Source organism: Amycolatopsis sp. 505, from assembly GCF_031625235.1.
In the GTDB taxonomy this organism is placed as follows: Bacteria; Actinomycetota; Actinomycetes; order Mycobacteriales; family Pseudonocardiaceae; genus Amycolatopsis.
Genome location: NZ_JACKQP010000012.1, coordinates 37,569 through 54,275 on the forward strand (window position 1 = coordinate 37,569; position 16,707 = coordinate 54,275).

The following is a 16,707-nucleotide window of genomic DNA, read 5'->3' on the forward strand; positions in this document are numbered from 1 at the left end:
GGGGGTGAACGGTTTCGACTTTGGACGTTGAGTCAGGGGAAGCGTGCCGGTGCAGGCGAGAGACCACCGTAAGCGTCATCGCAAACCAATAAGCGCCGACTCCAGTCAGCGCGAGTTCGCCCTCGCCGCCTGAGCGAGTGCGACTCTGTCGGCCCGGGTTCGCCTCCGGCCCGGGTACCGGCATCAGCTAGGAGGCTCAGCGGCTGTCCCGGCCACGGGGAACAGTCGTGAAGCAAACAGTGGCTGGGCTCGTCACCTCAGCTTGTTCGCGTGACTGAGGGAGTCAAGTAAAGACGTAGCGGACTGCGCACGGAGAAGCCCTGTCGAGACGCCAGAGGACCCGGGTTCAATTCCCGGCACCTCCACTCAGAGAAGGCCCACGCCCCTTCGGGGCTGGGCCTTCTCTCGTTCTCGGGTGTTTATTTGGGGGTCGAACCCCCAAACCCCCGCCAGGGGGCTCCGCCCCCTGGACCCCCGGGGCCGCTCGCCTTGATCTCGGGGCTCCGGCAAAGTCGGGGTGCCCTCTCGGTCGGGTACCTCAACGGCCCGAACGAGACGCTGACGCCAGACCCGCACCCCACCCAGACCTCCCCCACCGCCCCGATCCGAAGCCCGCACGCGGACGGTGGTGCCGGGTCAAGGCACGCTTTCCCGCCTTGACGCGGTACCACCGTCCGTAGTGACAATCGCGGCTTCGGGGTGGTGGGCACCAAGTGCGTGGTGGGCACCAGGAGTGTGGTGGGGGCCACTTGTGGGTGAAATTTTCGTGAGTGTCATGCTGAGGGCCCGACCATGGCTCCGCACCCGTGGAGCCGGAAGCAGGTGGCCAGATGACCTGGGCCCGACGCAGCGGCAGCTCCCTTGCCAACGACGAAGACAGCCGGATGGGTGTGATCCGGGCTGAAGAGGCCGTCCGGCTCGGTGAACAGAACGATCGAGCCGTCCTGACGGTGGCCGGGCACTCCTCCGACTCGCGGGAATGTGCCGAACTGCTCGCCATGCTCGGGCTCGACGCCGGGCGGCTGCGGCACAAGACCGCCTGATCACACCAGGTCCGCCACGTGGACCACCTTGTTCCGGCCCGTCGCCTTCGCGTGGTACAGCGCGGTGTCCGCCGCGTCCAGCAGGCGCTGCAATGACGTCCCCGCCTCCGGGTACACCGCGATGCCGATCGAGACCGTCAAACCCGTGATCGACAGCTGACCCGCCGGGACCGCCAGCGCGCTGATCGCCCGGCGGATCCGCTCCGCCACCGGGCCGACGTCCGGCCGGGTGATCCCCGGCAGCAGCACCACGAACTCCTCGCCACCGAACCGGCCCACCGCGTCACCCCGGCCGCGGACCGCCGAGATGATCGACTGGGCCACCGCCTTCAGCACCGCGTCGCCCGCCAGGTGGCCGTACGTGTCGTTCACCTGCTTGAAGTGGTCCAAGTCCAGCATCAGCAACCCGAACGTCGTGTGCTGGCGGGCTGCTGCCGCCAAGGTTCGCTCGGCCAGCGCGTGCCAGCCGCTCGTGTTGTACAGACCCGTCTTCTCGTCGCGGTGGGCGGCCACCTCCAGCTGCTTCACCAGCACCGTCCGGTGCAACAGCAGCAACGGCGGGAACACCAGCACCACCAGGCCCGGCAACGTCGCCAGGGCCACCGCGTTCAGCGCACCCAGGCAGAGCGTCGCCACCTCGAGGCCGTTGTCCGCCCACGTCCCGAACAGCGCCTCCGGCGTCCGGCCGACTTCGCGGCGGGCCGGGAGGACCAGGAGGGCGTTCACCGCGAAGAACGTCACTCCCGCCGCCGTGATCGCGAACGTTCCCGCCCAGCCGTGGGTCATCGCCGCGCGGACGTCGGCGAAGCCCGAAGCGCGCAGGACCGACTGGGCCGCGTAACACGACAGCACGATGATCGCCGCGTTGCTGACCGTGCGGGACGCCGGGACCCGCTGCAGGCGGTACCAGCTGCGGATCGCCAGGTGCGTGTACAGGCCGCCGACCAGGACCGCCAGCAGGAGCGGGGGCAGCAGGAGCACGCCGGCGAACGTCCAGACCGACGTCATGTTGATGTGCGGGGTGCCCGACACGCGACGGCGGATGCGCTCCACGCGGCGGCCCGTCTCCGACTGCACCACCCCGAGGACCAGCAGCACCAGCAGGATCGACAGCGTCCGGCGGTCCACCGCGACCGGCGACGGGCGCAGCGTCAGCACCACCGCCGCCGCCTCGCTCACCAGGCAGTAGCCGACCACGCGCGGGCCCTGGCGCCACAGCGCCCAGTGGCGTGGTGCCACGAGGACGTCACGAATCCGCGGCCCAGTGCGCGGAATCCCGCCCCCGGTCCGCATACTCATGGTGTCCGGCCGGTGACGGAGCCGGTCCGGCCCGGGGTCGTGAAGGGAGGCGCACCATGTGCGGTCGCGACAACTGAGGTCATCGCTCCTCCAGCCCGACCCGGCGCCACGCCCTCGCGATCGGCACGGCCACCGCGGCACCCGCCGCTCCAGCCGCGGCGATGGTGTGCGCCGGGCCCAGCACGTCGGCCAGCGCGCCCGCCGCGGCCGCGCCGACGCCCTGCACCGTGATCAGGCCGGCCGAGTTCACGCCGGCGCACTGCGCGCGGTGCTCGTCCGGCACCCGCCGCATGAACGACACCGTGCCGGTGATGTTGTAGCCCGTCGCCAGCAGGCCGGACGCCGCCAGCAGCACCACCGACGGCACCAGGCCCGGACGGCAGACGAACACCACCAGCGGCAGGCCCGCCGCGATCCCGAGCCAGGCCAGGACGCGCAGCTGCACGCGCTCCGGGATCCACTTGCCGAACACGACGCCGCCGAGCACACTGCCCGCCGGGTCCGCCGCCATGAGCAGCCCCACCAGCGTCGCGCCCGCGCCGATGCCCGCCGCGTACGGCGCGGCCAGCGCCTCCGGCACGACGTAGAACCCGGCCAGCCAGTTGAGCGCCACCAGCGTGCGCAGCGCCGGGTCGCGCCAGATCAGCCGGATGCCCGCGCCGGTCGTGGCCAGCCAGGCGGGCCGGACCGCCTGCGCGATCGCCGCCCGCCGCCGGACGCCGGTGACCAGGAACAAGGCCGAAAGCAGGAAGGTCGCCGCGTCCAGGCCCAGTGCGGCGGACGGGGTGAGCGCGGTGATCAGCACGCCGCCGCCGGCGAACCCGGCCAGCTGAGCGGCCTGCATCGTCACGTTCCGCAGGGCCATCCCGACGAGGTACCGCTCGCCGACGAGGACCGACGGCAGCAGCGCCTGCTGGGCCGCCTTGAACGGCCCGCCGAGCGCCGTCATCACCGCGACCAAGACGCACAGCACCCACAGCGGGACGCCGGGGATCGCGATCACCGCGACCAGCGCGGCCCGCGCCAGATCGGTCGCGACCATCACGTCGCGGCGCGGCCACCGGTCGCCCGCGCCGGCCAGCAGGATGCCGCCGAGCAGGGACGGCACGTACGTCAGCGCGTAGGTGAGGCCGGTCAGCGCGGCCGAGGACGTGCGCTGGTAGACGAGCACCGCGAGCGCGACGCGGGCAAGCTGGTCGCCGCAGATCGACAGCAGCTCGGCGGTCCACATCGCCCGGAATTCGGCGACGGCGAGTACCGCACCGAAACCGACCTTCTTCACGCGTGCGTCATCCATCGGTGCCCCTCGAACCCGCTGTTCAGTCAAGGTAATCACCCACCGGAGTGGAATCGAGCCGTTCGGTGACAGTTGCCCCGTTCGCACCAGCCCCGGCGCCCGGACGGCCCGCGACGGCGGTCAGGCCGGGTGGCCGCCGATCCGGGTGGTCAGCTCGGCTGCCGTCGTCGCGACTTCGGCGGCGAGGTCCGGCCACGTCTCCGGGCACGGCTCCGCCGCGCAGTGGTGGCGCAAGGTGACGCTGATCGCGGCCAGCGGGCGGGCGCCGTGGTCGAACACCGGGCAGGCGACCGAGGCGAAGCCGTCGGTGACGTGGCCGTCCTCGACCGACCAGCCGAGGCGGCGTTCCGCGGTGAGCGTGCGGCGCAGTTCGGCCAGCGTGCGCGGGCCGCGGCCGGTGCGGAGGACGAACGCCGAGGCCGCGGGGAACAGCGCGCGGACGTGCGGGGCCGGCAGGTGCCGCAGGATCGCCCGGCCGGACGCGGTCAGCTGGGCCGGCAGCCGGACGCCGACCTCGGTCACCAGCGTCTCCGGCCGGGCCGGGCGTTCCTTGATCAGGTACAGCGACTCGTTGCCGTGCAGGACGCCCAGGTGGGCGGTGTGGCCGACGCGGTCGACGAGCTTGCGCAGCAACGGCCCGGCCAGGCGCTCCAAGGGGTCGTGGCGCAGGTAGGCCGACCCCAGCTCGAAGGCGGCGATGCCCAGGCCGTACCGGCGTTCCGCGGGCAGGTGCACGACGAAACCGGCCGCTTCGAGCTCGTTGAGCAGGTGGTACGTCGTCGAGCGGGGGAGTCCCGCCTCCCGGGCGATGGCCGCCGCTGTGACCGGGCCCGGGCGGGTCGCCAGCAGGCGCAGCACCGCCAGCCCGCGGCGCAGCGCCGGGACCTCACTGCTCTCGCCCATGCGCCGAGCTTACGTCTGGGATACCAGACAGAACCATCCGTTGAGGCATCCCACCAGCGGGAAGGACGAGGTCCAATGAGGCCATGCCGGAAAAAGTGCTCCTGGGCCCAGAGCCCCTGACCGCCGCCCAGGTCGTCGACGTCGTCCGGGGCCACGCGCCCGTCGGGCTCACGGACGCCGCCGAGAAGAACCTCGCCGCGACGCGCCAGCACATCGAGAACCTCGCCCACGCCGTCACGCCCACCTACGGCGTCTCGACCGGCTTCGGGGCGCTCGCCACCCGCCACATCCCCGTCGAGAGCCGGACCGCACTGCAGCGCAGCCTGATCCGCTCGCACGCCGCCGGCGCCGGGCCCGCCGTCGAGCCCGAGGTCGTCCGCGCGCTGATGCTGCTGCGGCTGCGCACCCTCGCCAGCGGCTACACCGGCGTTCGGCCGGGCACCGCGCAAACGCTTGCGGCCCTGCTCAACGCCGACATCACGCCGATCGTCCACGAATACGGCTCGCTCGGCTGCTCCGGCGACCTCGCGCCGCTGGCCGCCGTCGCGCTCGCGCTCATGGGCGAGGGCGAAGTGACGTACCGCGGCGAAGTGATGAAGGCGGAAGAAGCGCTGAAGCACGCCGGGATCGAGCCGGTCGTCCTCGCCGAGAAAGAGGGCTTGGCGCTCACCAACGGCACCGACGGCATGCTCGGCATGCTCCTGCTCGCCGCCGCCGACCTGCACAAGCTCTTCGACATCGCCGACCTCACCGCCGCGATGAGCGTCGAGGCCCTGCTCGGCACCGACCGCCCGTTCGCCGCCGACCTCCAGGTCCTGCGCCCGCACCCCGGGCAGGCCAAGTCCGCCGCCCGGATGTGGCAGGCGCTGCAGGGCTCGAAGATCGTCGAAAGCCACCGCGGCCCGGACTGCAACCGCGTCCAGGACGCCTACTCGCTGCGCTGCGCCCCGCAGGTCCACGGCGCCGCGCGCGACAGCCTGACCCACGCCGAGCTCGTCGGCGAGCGCGAGCTGATGTCCGCTGTGGACAATCCGGTCGTCCTCGCCGACGGCCGCGTCGAGTCCAACGGCAACTTCCACGGCGCGCCCGTCGCCTACGTGCTCGACTTCCTGGCCATCCCGATCGCCGACGTCGCCAGCATCGCCGAGCGCCGCACCGACCGGATGCTCGACAAGGCGCGCTCGCACGGCCTGCCGCCGTTCCTGGCCGACGACCCCGGCGTCGACTCCGGCCACATGATCGCCCAGTACACCCAGGCCGCCGTGGTCAGCGAGCTCAAGCGGCTCGCCGTCCCGGCGTCGGTCGACTCCATCCCGAGCAGCGCCATGCAGGAGGACCACGTCTCCATGGGCTGGTCGGCCGCGCGGAAGCTGCGCAAGGCCGTCGACGGCCTGACCACCGTCCTCGCCATCGAGCTGCTCACGGCGGCCCGGGCGCTGGACTTCCGCGCGCCGCTGGAGCCGTCGCCGGTCACCGGCGCGGTGCGCGACCTGCTCCGCACGAAGGTCGCGGGCCCCGGCCCCGACCGGCACCTGGCGCCGGAAATCGCGGCCGCCGAAGAACTCGTCCGCTCCGGCGCCGTCCTCGACGCCGCCCGTCTGGAGGTCTGATGTCCCGCGTCGTCCGTGCCGCCCGCGGCACCCAGCTCACCGCCAAGTCGTGGCAGACCGAAGCCGCGCTGCGGATGTTCCACAACAACCTCGACCCCGACGTCGCCGAGCGCCCCGAGGACCTGGTCGTCTACGGCGGCACCGGCAAGGCCGCCCGCAACTGGGCCAGCTTCGACGCGATCACCCGCGAACTGACCACTTTGGACGTCGACGAGACGCTGCTGGTGCAGTCGGGCAAGCCGGTCGGCGTGTTCCGCACGCACGAGTGGGCGCCGCGGGTGCTCATCGCGAACTCGAACCTGGTCGGCGACTGGGCGACCTGGCCGGAGTTCCGCCGCCTCGAGCAGCAGGGCCTGACGATGTACGGGCAGATGACCGCGGGCTCGTGGATCTACATCGGCACCCAGGGCATCCTCCAGGGCACGTACGAGACGTTCGCCGCCGTCGCGAAGAAGAAGTTCGGCGGGTCGCTTCGTGGAACCTTGACCGTCACCGCGGGGCTCGGCGGCATGGGTGGCGCGCAGCCCCTCGCCGTCACCATGAACGACGGTGTTGCGCTGGTCATCGAGTGCGACCCGCAGCGTGCGCACCGCCGTGTCGAGACGCGCTACCTCGACGAGGTCGCCGACGACCTCGACGACGCCATCGCCCGCGTCACCAAGGCCAAGCAGGAAAAGCGCGCGTTGTCCGTCGGTGTCGTCGGCAACGCGGCCGAGGTGCTGCCGGAGCTCCTGCGCCGGAACGTCGAGGTCGACATCGTCACCGACCAGACGTCCGCGCACGACCCGCTGTCCTACCTGCCCAAGGGCGTCGGCGTCGACGACTGGCACGACTACGCGGCCAAGAAGCCCGACGAGTTCACCGACCGCTCGCGCGAGTCGATGGCCGACCACGTCGAGGCCATGCTCGGCTTCCTCGACCGCGGCGCGGAAGTGTTCGACTACGGCAACTCCCTGCGCGGCGAGGCCAAGCTCGGCGGCTGCGAGCGCGCGTTCGACTTCCCCGGTTTCGTGCCCGCCTACATCCGCCCGCTGTTCTGCGAGGGCAACGGCCCGTTCCGCTGGGCCGCGCTGTCCGGCGACCCCGAGGACATCGCCGCGACCGACCGCGCGATGCTGGAACTGTTCCCGGAGAACGAATCCCTCGCCCGCTGGATCCGCCTCGCCGGCGAACGCGTGGCGTTCCAGGGGCTGCCCGCCCGGATCTGCTGGCTCGGCTACGGCGAACGCCACCTGGCCGGCCTGCGGTTCAACGAGATGGTGGCCGGCGGCGAGCTGAAGGCGCCGGTCGTCATCGGCCGCGACCACCTCGACTCCGGCAGCGTCGCATCGCCGTACCGCGAGACCGAGGGCATGGCCGACGGTTCCGACGCGATCGCGGACTGGCCGCTGCTCAACGCCCTGGTCAACACGTCCTCCGGGGCGAGCTGGGTGTCGATCCACCACGGCGGTGGCGTCGGCATGGGCCGGTCCATCCACGCCGGGCAGGTCAGCGTCGCCGACGGGACGCCGTTGGCCGCGCAGAAGCTGGAGCGCGTGCTCACCAACGACCCCGGCATGGGCGTCATCCGGCACGTCGACGCCGGGTACGACCGCGCGGCCGACGTCGCCGACGAGCGGGGTGTGCGCGTCCCGATGCGGGAGCAGGCGTGACGGCTTCGGGCCTGCTGGCCGAGATCGGCGACGTCGGGCGCGACCCCAAGCGCGGCGGCTACTCGCGGCACGCCTTCGACGCGCCCGAGCACGACCTGCGTGAGTGGTTCGTCGAGCGCGCGCTGGGGCTCGGGCTGGACGTCGAGACCGACCGCAACGGCAACATCTGGGCGTGGTGGGGGCCGCCGGGGCGCAACGCCGTGGTCACCGGCAGCCACCTCGACTCGGTGCCGGGCGGCGGCGCGTTCGACGGCCCGCTCGGCGTGGTGAGCGCGCTGACCGCCGTCTCGGACTTGCAGGCCAAGGGCTTCCGGCCGCGCCGGCCGCTCGCCGTCGTGGTGTTCGCCGAGGAAGAAGGTGGCCGCTTCGGCGTGCCGTGCCTGGGGTCGCGGCTGCTCACCGGCACGATCGACGCCGACAAGGCGCGCGGCCTGCGGGACGCCGACGGCGTGACGTTCGCCGAGGCGGCCGCGAAGGCGGGTGTCGACCCGGCTCGGATGGGCCCGGACGCCGAGCGGCTCGACCGGATCGGGCACTTCCTCGAACTGCACGTCGAGCAGGGCCGCGGGCTGATCGACCTCGGCGCGCCGGTGGCCGTCGGCAGCACGGTGATCGCGCACGGGCGGTGGCGGTTTTCCTTCGCGGGGCAGGGGAACCACGCCGGGGCGACGCTGCTCGCCGACCGCGCCGACCCGATGCTGCCCGCCGCCGCGACGGTGACGGCCGTCCGGCGGCTGGCCGCGAAGGTGCCGGACGCGCGGGCGACCGTCGGCCGGCTCGTGCCGACCCCCGGCGGGACCAACGTCATCGCGTCCACAGTGGACCTATGGTTGGACGCGCGGGTGCCCGGCGAGGGCACGCCGGGGCTGGTCGCCGAGATCAGCCGTGCGGCTGCGGAGGCGGCCGCGGCGGAGGGCTGCCGGGTCGCGGTGACGCGCGAGTCCTATTCGGACGACGTCGTGTTCGACGACGGCCTCCGGCGCGACCTCGGCGCGTGGCTCGGCGTTCCGCCGGAGCTGCCGACCGGCGCCGGCCACGACGCGGCCATCCTCGCCGGGTTCGTCCCGGCCGGGATGCTCTACGTGCGCAACCCGACCGGCATCAGCCACTCGCCGGAGGAGTTCGCCGAGGCCGACGACGTCGAAGCCGGCGCGGCGGCGCTGGCCACGGCCCTGGAACGGCTCGCGCAGTGACCCTCAACCCGACCTCCGACCCGCGGGGGCGCCCCCCGGTTCCAGCCTATCGCGCGGCACCGACAGTTTTCTGGTGCGAGCAAGCCTGGCTGCCCGGCGGGATCGCGTCCTCGGTGCGCATCGACGTCGCCGGCGGCCGGATCACCGGCGTGGCACCCGGGTCGCCGCGGTCCGGGACGGTGCTCGGCGGGCTGACGCTGCCGGGCTTCGCGAACGGCCACTCGCACGCCTTCCACCGCGCGCTGCGGGGCCGGACGCACCACGAGCGCGGCACGTTCTGGACGTGGCGCGAGCGGATGTACGCCCTGGCCGCGCGGCTCGACCCCGACACGTACTACCGGCTGGCCCGCGGCGTCTACGCGGAGATGGTGCTCGGCGGGTACACGAGCGTCGGCGAGTTCCACTACCTGCACCACGCGCCCGGCGGGAAGCCGTACGCCGACCCGAACGCGATGGGGGAGGCGCTGCGGCAGGCCGCGGCCGACGCCGGGATCCGGCTGACGCTCCTGGACACGTGCTACCTGGCCGGCGGCATCGGCGTCGAACCGGACGAGGTGCAGCGGCGCTTCTCCGACGGCTCGGCGTCGGCGTGGGCTTCGCGGGTGGCCGCGCTCAAGGAAGACGAGCTGTTCCGGGTGGGTGCGGCGATCCATTCGGTGCGCGCGGTGCCGGCCGATCAACTGTCGCTTGTGGACAGCGCGCGGGTCGTGCACGTCCACCTGTCGGAGCAGCGGGCCGAGAACGAGCAGTGCCAGGCCGCCTACGGCCGCACGCCCGCCGAGCTCCTGGACGACCGCGGGGTGCTGACCGAACGCCTGGTCGCCGTGCACGCCACACACCTGACGACGTCGGACATCGACCGGCTGAGCGGAGCGCGCGCGTGCTTCTGCCCGACCACCGAACGCGACCTCGGCGACGGCATCGGCCCGGCCCGCGCACTGCGGGACGCCGGGGTGCGGCTCAGCATCGGCAGTGACAGCAACGCCGTCGTCGACGCCTTCGAGGAGACCCGCGCGCTGGAGCTGGACGACCGGCTGGCCAGCGAAGAACGCGGCCGGTTCAGCGCCGAGGAGCTCCTCGAAGCGGGCACGGACCACGCCGCGATCGGCTGGGCCGAGGTCGGCGCGCTCGCCGAGGGGGCGGGCGCGGACTTCGTCACCGTCGCCCTGGATTCGGTGCGGACGGCCGGGATCGAGCCGTCGGGGGTCGTGTACGCGGCTTCCGGCTCGGACGTCCGGCACGTCGTCGTCGCCGGCCGCGAGGTCGTCCGGGACGGTGCGCACCTGCTCGTCGACCGACCGGAAACCGTTCTGGCGAAGGAGATCGAGGCACTGTGGCAGTCCTGATCACGGGGATCGGCGAACTCACCACCAACGACCCGGCGCTGGGCCGGCTTTCCGACGCGGCCCTGGTGCTGGACGGCCCGCGCGTCGCCTGGGCGGGTCCGGCGGCGAGCGCACCGGCGGCCGACGAACGCGTCGACGTCGGCGGCCGCGCGGTGCTGCCCGGCTGGGTCGACAGCCACACGCACCTCGTCTTCGCCGGTGACCGCACCGCCGAGTTCGAGGCGCGGATGGCCGGAAAGCCCTACACCGCCGGGGGAATCGCGATCACGGTCGGCGCGACGCGGGAGGCGTCCGACGAGCAGCTGGCGGCGAACCTGCGGCACCACGTCGACGAGGCGGCCCGGCAGGGGACGACCTGCCTGGAGACGAAGACGGGCTACGGGCTGACCGTCGCGGACGAAGCCCGCAGCGCCCGGATCGCCGGCGAGGTGGCCGACGAGGTCACCTTCCTCGGCGCGCACCTGGTCCCGCCCGGCGCCGACGCCGAGTCCTATGTGGACCTAGTCTGCGGCGAAATGCTCGACGCGGTGGCGGAAAGCGTGCGCTGGGCGGACGTCTTCTGCGAGACCGGTGCCTTCGACGAGGCCCAGTCGGCGCGGGTGCTGAAGGCCGCCGCCGAGCGCGGGCTCGGCCTGCGGGTGCACGGCAACCAGCTCGGCGAGGGGCCCGGCGTCCGGCTGGCGGTGGAACTCGGCGCGGCGAGCGTCGACCACTGCACGTACCTTTCGGACACCGACGTCGAAGCGCTGGCCGCGTCCGAGACGGTGGCGACGTTGCTGCCCGCCTGCGATTTGTCGACCCGGCAGCCCCTGGCGCCGGCGCGGCGGCTGCTCGACGCGGGCGCGACGGTCGCGCTGGCCAGCAACGCCAACCCGGGCAGCTCGTACACGACGTCGATGGCGTTCTGCGTCGCGACGGCGGTGCTCCAGATGCGCATGACGATCGAGGAGGCGGTCTGGGCCGCGACGGCGGGCGGGGCGAAGGCGCTGCGCCGTGACGACTTGGGCGTGTTGCGGCCCGGCGCGCGGGCGGACGTCCACGTGCTCGACGCGCCTTCGGTGACGCACCTGGCTTACCGGCCGGGCGTGCCGCTGACCCGCGCGGTGTGGCGGGCCGGGGTTAAAGTGGCAGGGTGAACGGCGTGCACGTCGGCGCGTAGCTGTCGTCGAGGGCGTGGAGGATCAGCCCGGTGACGTTCGGGTCGATCGCCTGGCCGAGGTGGCCCGACAGATCGGACGGGCAGAAGTCCTGCAGCACGACGTCCGTCGTGCCCGGCTCGCCGAGGATGCCGCTCGTGTACGGCGTCACGACCTCGTCGTACTTGCTCACGATGCTCGTGTACGCCGGGCCGGCGACGTGGACGCCGCCGCGGGCGAGGTCGTCCAGGAACGCCGAGGGGGCCAGGTACTCCGAGCACGCGCCGCACGCCGTGCGCAGGACCGCGGCGAGGCCGGGCACGGACGTGAGCAGGGCCTTGGCCAGCGCGTCGAGGCCGCCGAGCGTCGTCCCGCGGTAGTTGGCGCCGAAGCCGACGAAGTGGGCGACCTTGGCGGCGCCACCGCCGAACTTCAGGTAGTACGCCGGCATCGTGCTGCCTTCGGAGTGGCCGACGATGTCGACTTTCGCCGCTCCGGTCGTGGAGCGGACGCGGTCGACGAACCGGCCGAGCTGCGCCGCGCTGTCCCGCATGGACGCGAGCCCGCCGACACCCGGGCCGAGGACGCCGGTGCCGTACGTCAGCGAGAAGACGCAGTAGCCCTGGGCGGCGATCTTCGGCGCGTGGAAGAACCAATTGACGGTGTCGTTCGCGCCGAGGCCGTGCACCAGCACGACGGGCTCCGGGTGCGCGGCCGACGGACGGCAACCCCAGTCGTTCCAGCCGCTGCTCGGAGCCGCTTCGGCGATCGACGGCGCGACCGCGCCGAAGGTGAGCGCCGCGGCGAGCACGGCCAGGGTTCGCTTGACACCGCCGTTGGTGACCCGCATTCCGTTGCCTCCAGTTACCCGTCAGTACGTGACGCAGATCATGATCGGTCACATTCCGCTGGAGACGACCTGGGAAAACGCTCAGAGTTGCCCGGCGTTCGTTGTGACGGGTGACAACGACGGTCGGCGCGCAATTACCGCGATCCCGGCCACCGCGATCAGCCCGCAGAGCCACGCGAACCAGTCGCCGAAGCGGGCGTACGGCGTCTTGCCCGGCCCGATCGGGAGGTCGGCAACGACGACGGTGAACGGGCGTCCGCCGGTGTGGGCGTCGGCCAGGACGCGGCCCTGGGCGTCCGAGAGCATCGGTGTCCCGCGGGCCGCGCTCCACGCCACCGAGAAGCCGTTCTCGACGCCGCGGATCAGCGCCGTGCGGCTGTGCGCCCAGCCGTCGACGTCCTCGTCGGACGCCGGGATGAGCACCAGGCCGGTGCCGGCCTCGCCGTAGTCGCGGCTGGGGTCGGCGAAGTTGACGTCCATGCACACCATCAGCCCGACTCCGGCGAGGTTCGCGAGCTGGGTGCCGGAGCCGAGGTTCGGCGAATCCCCGTTGTGCCACTTGCGGTATTCGACCGGCGGGCCCGACGGCGGGATCGCCAGCGCGGCGTTGAACCGCCCGTCCGGGGTCGTGTCGATGACGCCGGTGACGACGTCGAGGTTCCGGCTGCGGGCGACTTCGGTGAAGGCGTCGACGAGCCGCGGCCGGCTGGTCTGGTCCACCGCGAAAGCGGCTTCCGGGAGCACGACGGCTTGGACGCCGTCCGGCACCCGTTCGATTTCGTTCACATAGGCCTGCACGGTGGTCCGGCCCTCGAACGTGCCGACGTCGGCCGCCCAGGGACCCTTGTCCATGGCGATCAGGGCGACCCGCGTCGACGGCCCGGCCAGGGGTGGTGTGGTCCAGACGACGAGACCGGCCAGCACCGCGGCGGTCACGACCAGCCCGGCCACTCGTGCGAGGCCGCGGACCCGTGGGGCGAGCGCGGCGGCGACGGCAGCGGGGACGAACAGCACTAGGAATTCGACCCCCCAGCCGCCGGTCACCGTGGCGAGCCGCAGCACGGCCGGCCGGTCGGCCTGGGTCGTCATCAGGGTGTCCATCACGCCGGTCGGGTTGAGCAGCGAAACGACGTAGAGCACGACTGTCCACAACGCCGGTGCGGCGATCGCCGCGAGCAAGCCGTGGCCCCGGCGGACCAGCAACCGGAACAGGCCCGTGGCCAGGGCGAACAGCAGCGCGCTGCCGCCGAGGATCGCGATCGCGGCGGGACGCGGGACCGACAGCGAGTGCCAGAAGTAGCTCCAGCTGCCGGCGCTGCCCGCGAGGTAGGCGGCGAACGCGCACGCCATCGCCGCCGCGCCGGGCACGCGGGGTGCGAGCAGCAGGATCGGCAGGGGTGCCGCCCAAGCGAGTTCGGGCACCGGATCCAAGCCGGTGCCGAAGAAGAACAGCACTGCCGACCCGACGGTCGCGACGACCGCCCACCCCAGCTTGTTCATCGTGGCCCCTTTCGCCCGGTTTCGAGGATTTCAGGTGGGGTGGGCGGGCACATTGCGGTGAACCACCGAGTCTTGGTGGGGTTTTCCTCACCCCGGTTCACGGAGAGTTCAGTAAGCCGTCACACGACAGGGATCGGAGCCGTCCCTGTCGATCAGTAGCGTTGCTAACGAACAGCAACGAAAGTGGGCCGCCCATGGACTTCTCGCTGATCGTGCTGGTGGTGATCGTCGCCGCGCTGGCCTTCGACTTCACCAACGGCTTCCACGACACCGCCAACGCGATGGCCACCTCCATCGCCACCGGGGCCCTCAAACCGAGAGTCGCCGTCGCCGTCTCGGCCGTCCTGAACCTCGTCGGCGCGTTCCTCTCGGTCGAGGTCGCGAAGACGATCTCCGGCGGGATCGTCGACGACACGAAGGTGACACCGGTGATCATCTTCGCCGGGCTCGTCGGCGCCATCGTGTGGAACCTGGTGACCTGGCTGATCGGGCTGCCGTCGAGTTCGTCGCACGCGCTGTTCGGCGGGCTGATCGGCGCGACCTGGATCGCCTCGGGCTCCGACGCCGTCCACTTCGGGAAGGTCGTCGAGAAGGTGCTGATCCCGGCGCTCGCCTCGCCGATCGTCGCCGGGATCGTCGCGACGCTGGGCACCTTCCTCGTCTACCGGATCACCGCGCGCGCGAAGCAGGACACGGTCGGCCGGACCTTCAAGGCCGGCCAGATCGCGTCGGCGTCGCTGGTGTCCCTCGCGCACGGAACGAACGACGCGCAGAAGACCATGGGCGTCATCACGCTGACGCTGATCGCGTCCGGCTCGCTCGCGCCGAACTCCGGCCCGCCGATCTGGGTGATCCTGACCGCCGGCCTCGCGATCGCGCTCGGCACCTACCTCGGCGGCTGGCGGATCATCCAGACGATGGGCAAGAAGCTCACCGAAATCCAGACGCCGCAAGGGTTCGCGGCGGAGACCAGCGCCGCGGCGGTCATCCTCACCTCGGCCCACCTCGGCTTCGCGCTGTCGACCACGCACGTCTGCTCGGGTGGCATCATCGGCTCCGGCCTCGGCCGCAAGCTCGCCGAAGTCCGCTGGGGCGTCGCGGGCAAGATGGTCGTCGCCTGGGCGCTGACGCTGCCCGCCGCGGCGATCGTCGGCGCCGTCGCCGCCGAGGTCTCGACGCTCGGCACCTGGGGCACCGTGCTGGTGGGCCTGGCCGGCGTCGTCGTCGCCCTCGGCATCTACCTCGCGTCGAAGCGCAACCCGGTCGGCGCCCACTCCATCACCGACTCCGAGCCGGCCGCCCAGCCGGCCAACGCCTGAGGAGCGCCGTGCACATCGATTGGGGTTCCCTCGGTCTCGTCTTCCTCGTCGCGCTGGGCGCGGTCGTCGTCCTGACGAGCCTGTTTTCGTTCGGCGTGGTCGGGCTTTCGCAGCGCGACTCGGCCCGCGCGGCGGGCGGCTCGGGTTCCGCCCCGCTGGCCGGAGCGGTCATCTGTTTCGCGCTCTGCGCGGCGATCGTCGGCTACGGGATCTACTTGATCGTCGCCTGAACGCGGTCCCGGAACCCCTCGGGCAGGCCGGCGAGCATCGGCTTGAGCGTTGCCCGCCGCGCCTCACTGAGGTGGGTCAGCAGGTCGAGCGCCGGCGCCCAGAGGTCTTCGTCGTCGCCGGCGGCGGTGACCAGCCGCCCGAGCCGGTGCGCCGGAAGCAGGCCGACGACGTGATCGATGCGGCGTTTGTCGTCGAGCACGAAGGCGATCCGCAGCAGCGACGGGTCGTCGATCTGTTCGAGGGCCCGCCGCACGGTGAGGTCGGGCAGGTGCCCGACGAACCGGCCGAGGGTGATCCAGTCCTCGTTGCGCGCCAGTTCCCCGGCGACGGCGAGGACGGTGTCCAGCGGGATCCGGCTGATGATCGCGCTCGCCCGCCGCGGATCGAGCTCCGCGGCGACCTCGGCGAGGAAGTGCGGACTGAGCCGCTTGGCGACATCGACGCCCCGCCCGACGTCGACCAGCCCGGCGATCCGGGCGCACAGAAGCGGGCCGAACACTTTCTCGGCAATCTTGGCGAGCACCCCGACGGGCACGACCCGAGCGGCCAGAGCCATCCGCTGCAGGGCGGCGGCGTTGGCGTCGAAGAGTGTGTCGGTGACCTGCTCGCGGAAGGCCTGCAGATCGTCGGCATCGACGCGGGCGAGGTATGCGAGGCGCGCGGGCTCGACGTCGAGGACGCGGGCCAGCTTGAGGATCTCGGCCTCGGCTGCGTAGTTTGCCGCGGTGGGTTTGTCGGGTGTCACAGGCCCACGGCCTTCCGGACGGCGCCGCGCAGCAGGGCGGGGACGTACCGAAGGCCTTCTTCGCCTGCTTCGGCGAGCGCTTTCGCTTGCCGCCTGCGCGCGTCGCGCAGGGCGTTGGCGAGGTCCTGCCGCTCGTGCTCTTCGAGGGCCTCGATGCCTTCGGGGAGATAGCCGCCCAACTGATCGGCGAGTGTGCGCTCGGCCATGGTGGATCATCATGCAACACAGTCGGCGCGGCTGCTCGGATATGTGCGTCGAGACGCCCACCGCCCGTGTCGGGGAGGGGCTGCCGTTCGTGTCGGGCGGGCTGCCCGCGGTTCGTGTCCGCGAGAGGCCTGCCTGCCGTCCATGCGGGCGGGGATGCCCGCCGTCCTTGGCGGCGAGTGTTCGCCCTGTGTGGGCGTGTTGCGTGACGGAGCGGTGCTCGCCGTTGTGAGCACTGCTCTCGCTTTGAGGGGTAGCGGTGCTCAGCTTTGAGAGCGCTGCTCTGTTACGAGAGCGCCGCTCTCGCCGGACATGCAGTTGGTGCGCACAATCGAGAGCACTGCTCTCGTGTGGCGGCATGCGCTGGGGCTTAGCGGTG

The 16,707-nt window shown here is 72.3% G+C and carries 15 protein-coding genes and 1 other RNA gene; 9 read left to right on the forward strand and 7 right to left on the reverse strand.

The genetic code is table 11. The annotated features are described in order from the left end of the window. Positions 1–368, forward strand: a transfer-messenger RNA (tmRNA) gene (gene ssrA / locus H5965_RS37545). A gap of 462 nt (positions 369–830) precedes the next feature. Next, a complete protein-coding gene (locus H5965_RS37550; RefSeq protein WP_310975796.1) occupies positions 831–1,043 on the forward strand; it encodes a hypothetical protein in 213 nt (70 codons plus the stop codon). On the opposite strand, the gene H5965_RS37555 is transcribed toward H5965_RS37550, so the two are convergent. The 3 genes from H5965_RS37555 to H5965_RS37565 form a co-directional block, all read right to left on the reverse strand. After that, positions 1,044–2,282 carry a GGDEF domain-containing protein gene (locus H5965_RS37555; protein ID WP_310975797.1) on the reverse strand — a complete coding sequence of 413 codons (1,239 nt, stop codon included), beginning with the start codon at positions 2,280–2,282 and terminating at the stop codon, positions 1,044–1,046. It abuts the gene before it with no gap. Positions 2,283–2,421: 139 nt separating this feature from the next. After that, positions 2,422–3,639 (reverse strand): MFS transporter, encoded by a 1,218-nt coding sequence (locus H5965_RS37560; RefSeq protein ID WP_310975798.1) that lies wholly within the window; start codon positions 3,637–3,639, stop codon positions 2,422–2,424. A gap of 120 nt (positions 3,640–3,759) precedes the next feature. Next, a complete protein-coding gene (locus H5965_RS37565) occupies positions 3,760–4,542 on the reverse strand; it encodes an IclR family transcriptional regulator (protein WP_310975799.1) in 783 nt (260 codons plus the stop codon). A gap of 83 nt (positions 4,543–4,625) precedes the next feature. On the opposite strand from H5965_RS37565, the gene hutH reads away from it, so the two are divergent. From hutH to hutI, 5 genes are all read left to right on the forward strand, one after another. After that, positions 4,626–6,152 (forward strand): histidine ammonia-lyase, encoded by a 1,527-nt coding sequence (gene hutH, locus H5965_RS37570; protein ID WP_310975800.1) that lies wholly within the window; start codon positions 4,626–4,628, stop codon positions 6,150–6,152. After that, positions 6,152–7,804, forward strand: a complete 1,653-nt coding sequence (gene hutU, locus H5965_RS37575) for a urocanate hydratase (RefSeq protein WP_310975801.1) — start codon at positions 6,152–6,154, stop codon at positions 7,802–7,804. Before hutH ends, hutU begins: the two co-directional genes overlap by 1 nt. Continuing rightward, complete coding sequence (locus H5965_RS37580) at positions 7,801–8,997, forward strand: allantoate amidohydrolase (RefSeq protein ID WP_310975802.1); 1,197 nt, start codon at positions 7,801–7,803, stop codon at positions 8,995–8,997. Before hutU ends, H5965_RS37580 begins: the two co-directional genes overlap by 4 nt. A 113-nt stretch (positions 8,998–9,110) precedes the next feature. After that, positions 9,111–10,343: a formimidoylglutamate deiminase gene (locus tag H5965_RS37585; protein WP_310975803.1), complete on the forward strand. Its 1,233-nt coding sequence runs from the start codon at positions 9,111–9,113 to the stop codon at positions 10,341–10,343. Then, positions 10,331–11,479 carry an imidazolonepropionase gene (gene hutI, locus H5965_RS37590; protein ID WP_310975804.1) on the forward strand — a complete coding sequence of 383 codons (1,149 nt, stop codon included), beginning with the start codon at positions 10,331–10,333 and terminating at the stop codon, positions 11,477–11,479. Before H5965_RS37585 ends, hutI begins: the two co-directional genes overlap by 13 nt. On the opposite strand, the gene H5965_RS37595 is transcribed toward hutI, so the two are convergent. Both H5965_RS37595 and H5965_RS37600 read right to left on the reverse strand, forming a co-directional pair. Continuing rightward, a complete protein-coding gene (locus H5965_RS37595) occupies positions 11,463–12,329 on the reverse strand; it encodes a lipase (RefSeq protein WP_310975805.1) in 867 nt (288 codons plus the stop codon). The genes hutI and H5965_RS37595 overlap by 17 nt on opposite strands. An 81-nt stretch (positions 12,330–12,410) precedes the next feature. Beyond that, entirely contained in the window at positions 12,411–13,829 is a 1,419-nt protein-coding gene (locus H5965_RS37600) for a nitrilase-related carbon-nitrogen hydrolase (protein ID WP_310975806.1), read from the reverse strand. A gap of 194 nt (positions 13,830–14,023) precedes the next feature. Here H5965_RS37600 and H5965_RS37605 point away from each other — a divergent pair, with 194 nt between their 5' ends. Then, positions 14,024–15,148 carry an anion permease gene (locus H5965_RS37605; RefSeq protein WP_310975807.1) on the forward strand — a complete coding sequence of 375 codons (1,125 nt, stop codon included), beginning with the start codon at positions 14,024–14,026 and terminating at the stop codon, positions 15,146–15,148. Between the two features lie 8 nt (positions 15,149–15,156). Continuing rightward, the gene (locus H5965_RS37610; protein ID WP_310975808.1) at positions 15,157–15,378 is read left to right on the forward strand and encodes a hypothetical protein; all 222 of its coding nucleotides are present in this window, start codon (positions 15,157–15,159) and stop codon (positions 15,376–15,378) included. Here H5965_RS37610 and H5965_RS37615 read toward each other — a convergent pair. Next, positions 15,360–16,124, reverse strand: a complete 765-nt coding sequence (locus H5965_RS37615) for a hypothetical protein (RefSeq protein WP_310975809.1) — start codon at positions 16,122–16,124, stop codon at positions 15,360–15,362. The genes H5965_RS37610 and H5965_RS37615 overlap by 19 nt on opposite strands. Next, entirely contained in the window at positions 16,121–16,330 is a 210-nt protein-coding gene (locus H5965_RS37620; RefSeq protein ID WP_043776570.1) for a hypothetical protein, read from the reverse strand. Before H5965_RS37620 ends, H5965_RS37615 begins: the two co-directional genes overlap by 4 nt. Between the last annotated feature and the right edge of the window lie 377 nt (positions 16,331–16,707).